The organism is Domibacillus robiginosus (assembly GCF_000966195.1).
Taxonomy (GTDB): Bacteria; Bacillota; Bacilli; order Bacillales; family Domibacillaceae; genus Domibacillus; species Domibacillus robiginosus.
Map to the genome: position 1 here is coordinate 94,683 of NZ_LAHL01000012.1, position 13,230 is coordinate 107,912.

Here is a 13,230-nt window from a genome sequence, read left to right on the forward strand (position 1 = left end):
TTAAACAGCCTCCTTGTCATGACAGATCGCTTCTGTCACTCCTCCTCGATAAGCGTTTTAAGCTTTTTAGCAAAACCGGTGTCTGTTACCGCTACAACGACACGCGCTTCTTTGCCAATGGCCTGTCCGAGCACTTCGCGATTTTCCACGCGGCGCACCGGCACTTTGTAAAAAGCTGCTTTATCCGTTATTTTCTTTTCTGTATTGCGGGATGCATCTTTTGATAAAAGAACAAGCTTTGCATTTCCACGCTGTATTTCTTTTACAGTCAATTCTTCACCGGTGATCAGCTTGCCGGCACGGTTGGCAAGACCGAGAAATGAAGCCCATGGATGTATGGCCATCTCAGTCTCTGCCCTTCGTCACAAGCTCAAGCAGTTCATCATAAATAGACGGCGGCACTTCAGCGCTCAGCTGACGTGCCAGCACATTTTTCTTTTGGGCTGCTTCCACCGCTTCTTTCGTTCTCGAAACATACGTGCCGCGTCCGGATTTTTTACCAGTAGGGTCGATTGATACTTCGCCTTCTTTTGACCGGACAATACGAATCATTTCTTTTTTTGGTTTCATTTCCCCTGTTGCCGCGCATTTTCTGAGCGGAACTTTTTTAGGTATTGGCATTGCAGTAAGCCTCCTTATTCGATTTCTTCAGAAAAGAAATCTTCAAGGTTGTTGTTTGACGGCTCTGTTTCCTCTTCGTCCTGCGCTTCGCTTTTCCCATTTGGATAAATACCGGCTGCACGAGCGTCCGTTTCACTTTTAATATCAATTTTCCAGCCGGTCAGCTTTGCTGCAAGACGGGCATTTTGTCCGCGCTTGCCAATAGCAAGTGATAACTGGTAATCCGGCACGATAACGGTTGTTGCTTTGTTTTCCTCATCCACCATTACTTCCACTACTTTGGCCGGACTTAGTGCATTTGCAACAAACACAACTGGATCTTCTGACCACTGAACAATATCAATTTTTTCGCCTTTCAGCTCGTTTACAATCGCCTGGACACGATTTCCTTTTGGACCGACACAAGCGCCGATCGGATCGACTTCCGGATTTTCTGCATGAACAGAAATTTTTGAACGATCGCCTGCTTCGCGTGACACTGAGCGGATTTCAACAGTGCCATCAAAAATTTCCGGCACTTCAATTTCAAACAAACGCTTCAGGAGACCTGGATGTGTGCGTGATACATAAATTTGCGGACCTTTTGTTGTCCGTTCTACTTTTGTAATGAATACTTTAATCCGGTCATGCGGCTTGTATGTTTCATTCGCCATTTGCTCCGCCTGCGGCAAAAGCGCTTCAATTTTGCCAAGACTTACATAAATAAAACGGGCATCCTGACGTTGTACAATGCCGGTCATAATATCTTCTTCGCGATCGATAAATTCCGAATAAATAATTCCCCGCTCCGCTTCACGAACACGCTGCGTTACTACCTGCTTGGCTGCCTGAGCCGCAATTCGGCCAAAATCTTTTGGTGTTACTTCCATTTCAACCACATCACCGATTTCATAGGAAGGATTGATTTGTACTGCATCCGCCAGCGCGATTTCCAAGCGGAAGTCGAACACTTCGTCGACCACTTCTTTGCGGGCAAATACGCGCATAGAGCCGGCTTCTAAATTAAGCTCCACCCGTACATTCTGTGCCTGATTAAAATTGCGTTTATATGCCGAGACAAGTGCTGCCTCAATTGCTTCAATTAACAAACTGCGCTCAATGCCTTTTTCTTTTTCAAGATAAAGTAACGCATCATATAATTCTGAACTCATTGGCCAAAAAGCCTCCTTACATCCATATCTTATTAAATTTTTTTAAAATGTGACAGCGAGACGCGCTTTTGCCACTTTAGAAAGTGGAACCGTTACTTGCTTTTTGCGAGTTTTCACCATATATTCTACAGTCAGCTCACCGTCTGCAAACGAAAGCAGTGTTCCTTCAAACGTTTTTTCCCCATCAATTGGCTCATAAAGCTTAATGTTTACATGCCGGCCCACAGCCCGTTCGAAATCCTGCTCTTTTTTAAGCGGACGCTCGGCACCTGGCGATGAGACTTCAAGGAAATAATTGTGTGGAATCGGGTCCGGGTCAAGGGCATCAAGCTTTTCGCTCAACCGTTCACTAACCGCTGCGCACTCTTCAATGTCCACGCCGTTTTCTTTGTCAATATAGAGGCGCAAAAACCAGTTTTTCCCTTCTTTTACATACTCTGTTTCAACGAGTTCGAGGTTTAATTCTTCAATGATTGGTACAGCAATTTGTTCAACCGCTTCGATGATTTTGCTCATTTTTTATCCTCCCGCATGAAAGAATTTGTTTCGGAACATCCCCGCAACAAACACGAAAGAGTGGGGGCGGCCCACTCTTTCGAAGAGAGTTATCATGCAATTTCCATCTGTAAGGATACCATAAAAATACCCTTTTTGCAAACGTGCCTCAAAACAGCGACAGCTGATTTTGATCCGGTAATGCATCGAGACAGCCCATTTTCTCCAAATATTCCATGATCGTTTTGGATACTTTACCGCGCTGCTGCAAATCTTCTTTTGATAAAAACTCGCCCTGCTCACGGGACGCCACAATATTTTTAGCGGCATTTGTTCCAAGACCAGGCAGCGCATTGAATGGCGGAATAAGCGAATGACCATCGATAACAAATTCATCTGCACTTGAACGGTACAGATCCACTTTTTTAAATGTAAAGCCGCGCTCAACCATTTCAAGTGCCAGCTCAAGGACAGTCATTAAGTTTTTCTCTTTAGGCGAAGCATCCAATCCTTTTGCGTTGATTTCCTGAAGCATCGCTTTAATGGCAGAAGATCCTTTTGACATTACATCAATGTCGAAATCTTCAGCACGGACAGTGAAATAAGCAGCATAATAAAGCAAAGGCAGATGCACTTTAAAATAAGCAATCCGAACGGCCATTAATACATAAGCAGCAGCGTGAGCCTTAGGGAACATATACTTGATTTTTTTACATGAATCAATATACCATTCAGGCACTTCATTTTTACGCATTTCCTCTTCCATTTCGTCCGTTAGTCCTTTTCCTTTTCGGACAGATTCCATAATTTTAAAAGCAAAAGCAGGATCAAGGCCTTGGTAAATCAAATACACCATAATGTCATCCCGGCAGCCAATTACGTCAGACAGCTGGCAGATACCTTTTTGAATCAATTCCTGCGCATTGCCAAGCCACACATCTGTTCCATGTGAAAGACCAGAAATTTGAACCAGTTCTGAGAACGTCGTCGGCTTTGTTTCTTCCAGCATCTGGCGGACAAACCGCGTTCCGAATTCAGGAATACCGAGCGTACCTGTTTTACACATGATCTGTTCTTCCGTTACGCCGAGGGACTCGGTACCACTGAAAATTTTCATTACTTCAGGATCGTCGGTCGGAATGGTTTTTGGATCAATGCCTGATAAATCCTGAAGCATCCGGATGACTGTTGGATCATCGTGGCCGAGAATATCGAGCTTAAGCAGGTTATCGTGAATAGAATGAAAATCAAAATGAGTTGTTTTCCACTCTGATTTATCAGAATCCGCTGGATACTGAATGGGTGAAAAATCATATATATCCATGTAGTCGGGCACAACGATAATGCCGCCCGGATGCTGTCCGGTTGTCCTCTTGACACCCGTACATCCAGATACAAGACGGTCTACTTCCGCACTGCGGTATTGCTTCGTATATTCTTCGGCATACTTTTTCACATAGCCATAGGCGGTTTTTTCCGCTACCGTACCGATTGTACCAGCTCTGAACACATAATCCTCACCAAACAGCTCTTTCGTGTAGTTATGCGCACGCGGCTGATACTCACCGGAAAAGTTCAAGTCAATATCTGGTACTTTATCTCCTTTAAATCCAAGAAACGTCTCAAACGGAATATCGTGTCCATCTTTTGTATATGGAATGCCGCAGTCTGGACAATCTTTATCCGGCAGGTCAAATCCTGAACCAACTGAGCCATCATCAAAGAACTCGGATTTTTGACACGATGAACATACATAGTGCGGAGGCAGCGGATTCACTTCTGTTATTTCAGTCATTGTAGCAACAAAGGACGAACCGACTGACCCACGTGAACCAACCAGGTAGCCGTCATCAAGCGATTTTTTTACGAGCTTATGTGAGATAAGATAAATAACTGCAAATCCATGACCGATAATGCTTTTTAATTCTTTTTCAAGCCGTGCTTCTACAATTTCCGGCAATTCATCACCATAAATTTTCCGCGCCATTCCATAACTCATTTCCCGCATTTCCTGGTCGGCGCCTTCAATTTTAGGCGTATATAAATCATCTTTAATCGGTTTGACTTCCTCAATCATATCAGCAATTTTATTTGTATTGGTGACAACAATTTCATGCGCTTTTTCTTCACCTAAAAACGAAAAAGCTTCCAGCATATCCTCTGTTGTACGGAAATGAACATCCGGCAGTGTCTGGCGGTTTAACGGATTCGCACCGCCCATCGATGAAATTAAAATATGGCGGTACACTTTGTCTTCTTCATTTAAATAATGAACATTACCGGTTGCCGCAACTAATTTATTTTGCTCTTCACCGACCGTCAAGATGTTTTGGATAATATCTTCCAGACCTGCTTCATCGCGCACAAGCTCCATTTCAATAAGTGGCGCGTATACAGGCTTTGGCTGCACTTCGAGATAATCATAAAATTCAGCTGCTTTCCTTGCTTCGTCCATCCCTTTTTGCATCATCGCTTCAAATACTTCCCCTTTGTTGCAGCCAGAGCCAATCAGCAAGCCGCCGCGGTGCTTTTGCAAAACAGAACGGGGAATACGCGGCACCCGGTAAAAGTAATTGATATGCGAGAGAGACACGAGCTTAAACAAATTTTTCAGCCCTTCTGCGTTTTGGGCAAGAATTGTACAATGATAAGGGCGTGCACGTTTATAGGCCCCGCCTTCTCCCATAAAGTTGTTGAACTCGTTATGTTTCTTTATCCCTTTTTCATCTGCATCCTTTAGCAATTTAAGCAGGATGTATCCCGTCGCTTCAGCATCATAAATCGCACGGTGATGCTGAGTTAACTCTACATCGAACTTTTTCGCCAGTGTATTCAGCCGGTGATTTTTCATATCCGGGTAAAGCAAACGCGCCAGCTCCAGCGTATCAATCACTGGATTGGATGTCCGGCCAATGCCAAACTTTTCATAGCCTGTTTGAATAAAGCCCATATCAAACGACGCATTATGCGCAACCAGGATGGCATCCCCGGTCCACTCTTTAAAATCACGAAGCACTTCGTCTACCTCAGGTGCGTCCTGTACCATGTCATCGGTAATGCCAGTTAGTTCAATAGTCGTTGCAGACAGCGGATGGTGCGGGTTGGCAAAACGTTCAAACCGGTCGATAATGTCACCGTCTTTTACTTTGACTGCTGCCAGCTCAATGATCGTGTCGTACACTGCAGAAAGACCTGTTGTTTCAACGTCAAAAACAACATAAGTATCTGTGGCAAGCTCCCGATCGGCGTCTTCGTAGGCGATCGGCACACCATCATCAACGAGATTGGCTTCCATTCCATATAAAATTTTTACGCCATGTTTTTTTCCAGCGCTGTACGCTTCTGGAAACGATTGAGCCACTGCATGGTCGGTAATGGCGATAGCCGAGTGTCCCCATTTTTTTGCCTGGCCGACCAGTGCGCTAACCGAAGATACGGCATCCATCTGGCTCATTGGTGAATGAAGATGCAGTTCTACCCGCTTTTCTTCAGCTTTGTCTTCTCGCATCGGGGAACGAATTTCGTTAACATCATTCGCAATCATAACGAGATCACGGACGAAGGTATCGTTTTGAACAGACCCTCGCACTCGTACCCACATGCCTTTTTTAATGCGGTTAAACATTGCCGCGTCTTCTTTGTCACGCGAAAACATTTTGACCATTAAGGAGTCCGTATAATCGGTAATCTTAAAGGTAAGCAGCGTACGGCCGCTGCGCAGCTCTTTCGTTTCAGCATCAAAGATATATCCTTCTGAAGCAATTCGGCGCTCTTCATCAATAATTTCTTCAAGCTTTTTAAATTCTGCATCTGGCTTAATGGTATAACCGATCGTTACAGGACCTGATTCTTCGGGAGCCTCATCCTGTTCTTTCGCCCGGTTTTGCATATCAATCACTGCCTGGCGTGCCCGCTCTGCATCTTCTTTACGCTTTTCTTCTAAAAACTTTTCATATTCTTCGTTTCGTTCATTTTGGGAAACCTGCACATCAAATGTGAGCGGCGGAAAGCCGAGGCTTTCATATACTTCACAAAGGCGACGCCCATATTTGTTTTTGAGTGCCATACCCTCCATTTCATTTTGCGTGCGAATCACAAGCTTGGTACCGGATACACCCGGTTTTTGTTCATTTAATGCTGCTAAAAGCGGCGGTGCCATGCCTTCAAGCTGGCGAACACAATATGACCAGTAATCTGTAATGTTCTCCGGCGTACATGTGCGATCTTCCACTTCTATTGAAAAAGTAACCATGGCAAACGAGGCGAATGTCGCTGATAAGGCATCCGCGAAACGCATCATCACACTGCAAGGGATAAGGGCAGGTGCCGCAAATACAAAATGCCATTTTTTTTCTTGCTTCAATACCGTTAATTTTTTGATTTCAGTTCCGTCAAAATGACGGACCACTGCATCCTCTGTAAGACGGAGCTGGTCGAGTAGGATTAAAAAACGACTCCGTCCACTTGATGCTTCATTCATTTTATTTCCCCCTTACACAGAAAAGGATGAGCGGCACGAGCCGGTCATCCTTTTTCTTTTAAAGTGCAGACTGCAAGCGGCGCACCGTTTGCACAATTTCTTCCACAGTCGCTTCTACTACTTCACCTGTTTGACGTACTTTTATTTCTACGATTCCTTCAGCAGCCCTTTTTCCTGCTGTTACACGAATCGGCACGCCAATTAAATCACTATCTGTAAACTTAACACCTGCACGTTCTGCGCGATCATCAAGCAGCACATCCATACCAGCGCTGCGGAGAGCCGTGTAAATTTTATCCGCTGCTTCTACCTGTGCAGAGTCTTTTACGTTTACAGGAATGACATGCGCATCAAATGGCGTTAAATTTACCGGCCATACAAAGCCGTTGTCATCATTGAATTGTTCTGCGATCGCCGCAAGCACGCGAGAAACACCGATACCGTAGCAGCCCATGATCATTGGCTGTGTCCGACCATTTTCATCCAGATAAGCAGCATTCATCGCTTCACTGTAACGTGTACCGAGCTTGAAAATATGGCCGACTTCGATTCCTTTTGCAAACTGGATCGTTCCTTCTCCATCCGGAGACGGATCACCTTCTAAAATAAAGCGAAGGTCAGCAAATTCTGTAACATGGAAATCCCGCTCTGCATTGGCATTCACATAATGGAAGCCATTTTCGTTCGCCCCGCATACAATGTTTGTCATTGATTGAACGGCGTTATCAGCCACTATTTTCACATCAGCCGGAAGGCCAACTGGTCCAAGCGATCCAAATGAAGCACCAAATAGTTTAGCTGCCGCTTCTTCTTCTGCCATTTCAACCGTTTTGGCATTCAACACATTTTTCAGTTTAATATCATTAATTTCATGATCGCCGCGCGCAAGCACTACTACCATTTCATCGTCTACATTGAAAACGAGTGTTTTAATGCACTGCTCGGCAGCAACGTTTAAAAAAGCACTAACAGCTTCAATTGTTTTTGAGTCTGGTGTCTCTACTTTTTGGAGCGGCTTTTGTTCCTCACTGCTTTTTTCGTACGCAACCGTAACAGGCGCCATTTCTACATTAGCTGCATAATCGGACGTATCAGAATAAGCAATCGTATCTTCCCCGATATCGGACAGCACCATAAACTCATGTGTGTCTTTTCCACCCATTGCGCCTGAATCAGCGATAACAGCCCGGAAATTTAATCCGCAGCGGCGGAAAATATTTGAATATGCCTCAAAAAGACGATCATACACTTTATCCAGGCTCTCCTGTGAAGCATGGAAGGAGTACGCATCTTTCATAATAAATTCGCGCCCGCGAAGCAGACCAAACCGTGGACGTTTTTCATCACGGAACTTGGTTTGAATTTGGTACAAAGTCAGCGGCAGGCGCTTATATGATTTTATTTCATCCCGGATAAGAGACGTAATCACTTCCTCATGGGTGGCGCCGAGTGCGAAGTCGCGTGAATGACGATCTTTTAAACGCATGAGTTCTGGACCATAAGTCTGCCAGCGTCCTGACTCCTCCCAAAGCTCCGCCTGCTGCAGGGCTGGCATAAGAAGCTCAACGGCTCCTGCGGCATCCATTTCTTCACGAACAATTGCTTCCACTTTGCGGAGCATTTTTTGGCCAAGCGGCAGATAGCTGTAAACCCCGCTTGCATTTTGCCGGATAAAACCGGCGCGAAGAAGCAGCTGATGGCTTCTTACATCTGCATCAGACGGCACTTCTCGCATCGTTGGAATTAACGTTTTGCTTTGTTTCATTCAATCGCACCTCGACTAACATAATAATTTACTGTAAAAAGAATCTTTGAATATCATTCCATGTAACCATGATCATTAAAAGCATGAGCAGGGCAAATCCAACAAAATGCACCATGCCTTCCATGCGGCGGTCAACCGGTTTCCCGCGTACCGCTTCATACAAGAAAAACAATAGGCGTCCGCCATCAAGGGCCGGCAGTGGCAGCAGGTTCATAATCCCGAGATTTATACTTAACACGCCTGCCCACTTTGCTAAATTGAATATGCCGGATTGAGCAACAGTATCCGTCGAAACATAAATACCAACAGGACCTGACAGCATATCAAGTGAAAACTGGCCTGTCACGATTGTACCAAGTACGTTTATGATAAGCTTGGTCCAAGTGTACACTTCTTTTGCTCCGTACGTAAACGAGCCAAGCACAGAATGCTCAAACGGGCTGTATACACCAATACGCCCGAAGGTTTCTCCTTCTGCCGTTTCTGTATCAGGCGTAACCGGCACCGTCAGCTGCTCTCCTTCACGCTCTATGACAAACGTTAACTCTTTTCCTGGGTTTTCCTGTATGACTGTCACAATTTCTTTCCAGGACGTCATGTTTTCCCCGTTAATCGAAAGAACCTGATCGTTTTCCTTAAGACCGGCTTCAACGGCTGCTCCATTGTCGATGACTTCGCCAAGCTTTGGCTCATCGGTTGGAATTCCTTGAATCATCGCCAAAACAACAAAAACAATAAACGCAAGAATAAAGTTGAATAAAGGACCCGCAAAAATAGCCATCGCCCGCTGCGGAAGTGTTTTCGAATTAAACTGACGGTCATATGGCGCGATTTGGGTGCTTAATTGATCTTCCGTTATAAGGGCTTCACGATGTATCGGATATGTTTGCAGCTCTTCCTCGCCTTCTTCATACCCGCTGATCGTTAAACCATGCTCAAGATCTGCCGTTTCAATTTCAATCGTTCTTGCATCTTTAAAGCGGTCCCGGCCATTTACAATTAAGTTAACGGCTTCGCCTTTTTCATTAAATATAACACCAATTCTCTGGCCTGCTTTCAGCTCTGCTGTTTCGGGGTCTTCACCAGCCATACGTACATATCCGCCAAGCGGAAGCAGCCTAATTGTATAAACGGTTTCGCCTTTTTTATGTGCAAATATTTTCGGACCGAATCCGATAGCGAATTCACGACATAAAATACCAGCCCGTTTAGCAAAAATAAAGTGGCCTAATTCATGGAAAAAAACAAGCGAGCCAAATATAACAATAAACGCTATAACGGTATTCAAACGTTTCTAACCACCTTTTTTTATGATAAAAGTGAGCGTACTGTGGCTCTGGCTTCGATATCTGCTTCCAGCACTGCTTCGAGTTCCGGAGATTGAACAGGCGTATGCTTCTCCATTGTCCGCTCCACTATTTCTTCAATTTGTAAAAATGAAATTTTTCGATCCAGAAAAGCTGCAACAGCTTCTTCGTTTGCTGCATTCATCACGGCTGGCATTGTTCCGCCTGTGCGTCCTGCTGTATACGCAAGATGAAGCATACGGTACCGATCAAAGTCTATTTCCTGAAAATGGAGTCGGCCGATTTGGGCTAAATTGAGACGGGTAGTATCAGGAAGTGGCAGACGATCCGGCCAGGTGAGCGCGTACTGAATCGGCACCCGCATATCCGGCGAACCGAGCTGCGCCATCACCGAACGGTCGTGGAATTCAACCATCGAGTGGATAATGCTTTCTCGGTGCAAAATAACATCGATCTGTTCATAGGGCAGATCAAACAGCCAGTGCGCTTCAATAACTTCAAGCCCCTTATTCATCATTGTAGCAGAATCGACAGTGATTTTCGCGCCCATAGACCAGTTTGGGTGATTTAATGTTTCTTCTACTGTTACACTTTCAAGCTCTTCTCTTTGTTTATCTCGGAAGCTCCCGCCAGAAGCGGTTAAAATAAGCCGGCTGATATTTTTTTCCTGTTCACCCTGCAGGCTTTGAAAAATCGCTGAATGCTCACTGTCAACGGGAAGCAAGTGAACGCCTGCTTGTTGGGCTGCTGCTGTTACAATGTGACCAGCTGTTACGAGCGTTTCTTTATTAGCAATCGCAATATTTTTTTTCGCCTTAATCGCTTTAAGTGTCGGCTCCAGTCCAACACTGCCAATCACCGCGTTTACAAGTGTGTCTGCCTCTGCAATTGTAGCTGCTGCTTCAAGCCCCTCTTTACCGTATAATATACGCACGGAGGGAAACTGCAGCTGCAGCCGCTCAGCTGCTTCTTTTTCCATCACTGATACAAGTGCTGGTTCAAACTCATGAATAATATTTTGCGCCGCCTGCTCGTTTTTCCCAGCAGAAAAAGCCGCCAGCTGGAAAGAGTCTGGATGCTTCCGTATAATGTCAAGAGTCTGAACACCAATAGACCCTGTCGCCCCTAATAAACTTATCGTTTTCACTACATTCATCTCCCTACAATAGTTGAAGCATATGCAACAGTGGAAAAACGAACAGCCAGCTGTCTGTCCGGTCTAGAATTCCGCCATGACCCGGCAAAAGATTTCCTGAATCCTTTACACCGTAATGACGCTTCAAGGCTGATTCAGCTAAATCACCTACTTGGCCTGCTATTGAAAGAACAGCCGCTGAGAACAACACCCAAAGAGCAGGAGCACGGAAATCCAGAAAGAAAAGGAAAATGGCTGCTACTAAAACCGCTGAACCAACTCCTCCATAAAAGCCTGCTACTGTTTTGTTCGGGCTGATATCCGGCCAGAGCTTGCGTTTTCCAAATGAACGGCCAATAAAGTAAGCACCCGAGTCAGACGCCCATGTAATGAGCAGGGCAAAAAACACATACATCAGACCGCCTGCTTCTCTCGTTTCAATAAAATAGTAGAAGCCAAAACCAATATAAAGCGTTAGGAGTATGCAATATGCAGCGTCTTCAAATGTAAAGTGGTTTTTCGTCATAACTGTCACAACAAGAAACAGTAAAACGAATAAACCAAGGTATTCAAATTTCTCAAGCCCGAAAAGCTGCCCGCCTGTGGCACCGTCTTGTGGTACAAGCATGATAAATACGAGTAAAAGCGACAGCAGGCCCGGCAGAGATAGAGCGGGAATATGCTTCATTTTTAATACTTCAATTACCGCTATTGCACTCATTGCGTAAACTAGAAGAATAAAGGGCAGCCCGCCAATCAATACAATCGGCAAAAATGCTGCGGCTGCAATTACTCCTGTGATGATCCGTTGTTTCATTTTTGTTAATCCCCCATTATTCCGTTACGACAACCCGCCAAACCGCCTTGATCTTTTTTGATAAGAAGCTACTGCTTCAAGCAGATGTTTTTCTGAAAAATCAGGCCATAAAACGTCCGTAAAGAAAAATTCAGTATAAGCCAGCTGCCAGAGCATAAAGTTGCTCAGCCGATGCTCACCGCTTGTTCGAATCAAAAGATCGGGCTCCGGCAAATGACTGGTCATTAAATAACGCGAAACAGCTTCATCTGTTATATCCTGCTCTGAAAGTGTTCCCGCCTGAACATCTTTTAAAATCGAGCGTACAGCTTGAACAAGCTCTATCCGACTGCCATAATTTAGTGCAAAGTTAAGAATAAGTCCATTATTTTCAGCAGTTCGGTCTATCGCATTTTGTACAGCTCTTCTGGTATGAGCAGGCAGCTGCTCCATATCACCAATCATTTCTACACGAACATTTTCTTCAATCAATTCAGGCAGAAATGTAGAAAGAAATTCTTCCGGCAGCTTCATTAAAAAATCAACTTCAAGCTTAGGCCGCTTCCAATTTTCGGTAGAAAATGCGTAAAGCGTCAGTACTTTTACTCCTAGCCGGTTTGCAGCTCTTGTAATTTCCCGAACTGTTTTCATTCCTTCATTATGGCCGGCAATACGGGGCAGCGCTCTTTTTTTTGCCCAGCGGCCGTTTCCATCCATAATAATGGCAATATGCGCAGGAATCCCTTCTTCAGAAATCACAGGCTCTCCTGCATTTTTTGATTGCCAAAACCACTGTTTATGTGCCATTCAAAATCCCCCATATCGCTTCTTCCAACCTATTTTACCATATAAGCTGTTTTCGTAGTAATTCGAGCGATAAAATCCAAAAAAAGAAACCCTCTTGCCAGCAAGAGGGTTTTTTCTTTACACTTCCATAATCTCTTGTTCTTTTTCTTTAGCAATTTCATCCACTCTACGGATATAATTGTCCGTTTGTTTTTGAACATCTTCTGTGTAGCCGCGAAGGTCATCTTCTGTAAGATCACCATTTTTTTCGCCCTTTTTCAATTCGTCATTTGCATCACGACGAATGTTTCGGATTGCTACTTTTGCATCTTCCGCTTCTTTTTTAACCTGCTTCGCCAATTCTTTACGGCGTTCTTCTGTTAAAGCAGGGAAATTCAAGCGAATGACAGAGCCATCATTAGAAGGAGTCAAACCAAGATCTGATTTTAACAGCGCTTTTTCAATATCGCTCATCGATGACTTGTCGTATGGCGTAATCACCAATAGACGAGCTTCTGGAATGTTAATAGATGCAAGCTGGTTAATCGGTGTTGGTGCACCGTAATAATCAATGGTAATACGGTCAAGCACATTCGCGCTCGCACGTCCGGCACGAATAGAAGCAAGCTCGCGGTTAAATGCAGCAATTGCTTTGTCCATTTTTTCTTTGGATTGATTCATCACTTCTTGAGAC

Annotated in this window: 11 protein-coding genes; all 11 read right to left on the bottom strand. The window is 44.6% G+C overall.

Translation table 11 applies throughout. The features are described 5' to 3' along the window. Positions 1-35 precede the first annotated feature (35 nt). Positions 36-344 (bottom strand): YlxQ family RNA-binding protein, encoded by a 309-nt coding sequence (locus VP97_RS08810; RefSeq protein ID WP_050181409.1) that lies wholly within the window; start codon positions 342-344, stop codon positions 36-38. Between the two features lies 1 nt (position 345). After that, positions 346-621 carry an RNase P modulator RnpM gene (gene rnpM / locus VP97_RS08815; protein WP_050181410.1) on the bottom strand — a complete coding sequence of 92 codons (276 nt, stop codon included), beginning with the start codon at positions 619-621 and terminating at the stop codon, positions 346-348. A gap of 14 nt (positions 622-635) precedes the next feature. Then, on the bottom strand, positions 636-1,772 hold the full coding sequence (gene nusA / locus VP97_RS08820) for a transcription termination factor NusA (protein WP_050181411.1): 1,137 nt from the start codon (positions 1,770-1,772) through the stop codon (positions 636-638). Positions 1,773-1,814: 42 nt separating this feature from the next. Further along, positions 1,815-2,288: a ribosome maturation factor RimP gene (rimP, locus tag VP97_RS08825; RefSeq protein ID WP_050181412.1), complete on the bottom strand. Its 474-nt coding sequence runs from the start codon at positions 2,286-2,288 to the stop codon at positions 1,815-1,817. 148 nt (positions 2,289-2,436) lie between these two features. Then, positions 2,437-6,747: a PolC-type DNA polymerase III gene (locus tag VP97_RS08830; RefSeq protein WP_050181414.1), complete on the bottom strand. Its 4,311-nt coding sequence runs from the start codon at positions 6,745-6,747 to the stop codon at positions 2,437-2,439. 58 nt (positions 6,748-6,805) lie between these two features. Further along, on the bottom strand, positions 6,806-8,512 hold the full coding sequence (locus tag VP97_RS08835; RefSeq protein ID WP_050181415.1) for a proline--tRNA ligase: 1,707 nt from the start codon (positions 8,510-8,512) through the stop codon (positions 6,806-6,808). A gap of 28 nt (positions 8,513-8,540) precedes the next feature. Continuing rightward, positions 8,541-9,800 (bottom strand): RIP metalloprotease RseP, encoded by a 1,260-nt coding sequence (rseP, locus tag VP97_RS08840; RefSeq protein WP_050181416.1) that lies wholly within the window; start codon positions 9,798-9,800, stop codon positions 8,541-8,543. A gap of 20 nt (positions 9,801-9,820) precedes the next feature. Beyond that, positions 9,821-10,966, bottom strand: coding sequence for a 1-deoxy-D-xylulose-5-phosphate reductoisomerase (gene dxr, locus VP97_RS08845; RefSeq protein ID WP_050181417.1), 1,146 nt, complete (start codon positions 10,964-10,966; stop codon positions 9,821-9,823). Between the two features lie 13 nt (positions 10,967-10,979). Beyond that, positions 10,980-11,771 carry a phosphatidate cytidylyltransferase gene (locus VP97_RS08850; RefSeq protein ID WP_050181418.1) on the bottom strand — a complete coding sequence of 264 codons (792 nt, stop codon included), beginning with the start codon at positions 11,769-11,771 and terminating at the stop codon, positions 10,980-10,982. A gap of 24 nt (positions 11,772-11,795) precedes the next feature. Beyond that, complete coding sequence (locus VP97_RS08855; RefSeq protein ID WP_050181419.1) at positions 11,796-12,557, bottom strand: undecaprenyl pyrophosphate synthase; 762 nt, start codon at positions 12,555-12,557, stop codon at positions 11,796-11,798. A 117-nt stretch (positions 12,558-12,674) separates the two neighbouring features. Further along, a complete protein-coding gene (gene frr / locus VP97_RS08860; RefSeq protein ID WP_425388453.1) occupies positions 12,675-13,217 on the bottom strand; it encodes a ribosome recycling factor in 543 nt (180 codons plus the stop codon). Positions 13,218-13,230 lie beyond the last annotated feature (13 nt).

Bases quoted from the DNA above. Each gene is read 5' to 3' on its own strand.
- rnpM (WP_050181410.1), bottom strand. From the start codon at position 621: ATGCCAATACCTAAAAAAGTTCCGCTCAGAAAATGCGCGGCAACAGGG.
- rimP (WP_050181412.1), bottom strand. From the start codon at position 2,288: ATGAGCAAAATCATCGAAGCGGTTGAACAAATTGCTGTACCAATCATT.
- VP97_RS08855 (WP_050181419.1), bottom strand. From the start codon at position 12,557: ATGGCACATAAACAGTGGTTTTGGCAATCAAAAAATGCAGGAGAGCCT.
- VP97_RS08850 (WP_050181418.1), bottom strand. From the start codon at position 11,771: ATGAAACAACGGATCATCACAGGAGTAATTGCAGCCGCAGCATTTTTG.
- VP97_RS08810 (WP_050181409.1), bottom strand. From the start codon at position 344: ATGGCCATACATCCATGGGCTTCATTTCTCGGTCTTGCCAACCGTGCC.
- nusA (WP_050181411.1), bottom strand. From the start codon at position 1,772: ATGAGTTCAGAATTATATGATGCGTTACTTTATCTTGAAAAAGAAAAA.
- frr (WP_425388453.1), bottom strand. From the start codon at position 13,217: ATGAATCAATCCAAAGAAAAAATGGACAAAGCAATTGCTGCATTTAAC.
- VP97_RS08835 (WP_050181415.1), bottom strand. From the start codon at position 8,512: ATGAAACAAAGCAAAACGTTAATTCCAACGATGCGAGAAGTGCCGTCT.
- VP97_RS08830 (WP_050181414.1), bottom strand. From the start codon at position 6,747: ATGAATGAAGCATCAAGTGGACGGAGTCGTTTTTTAATCCTACTCGAC.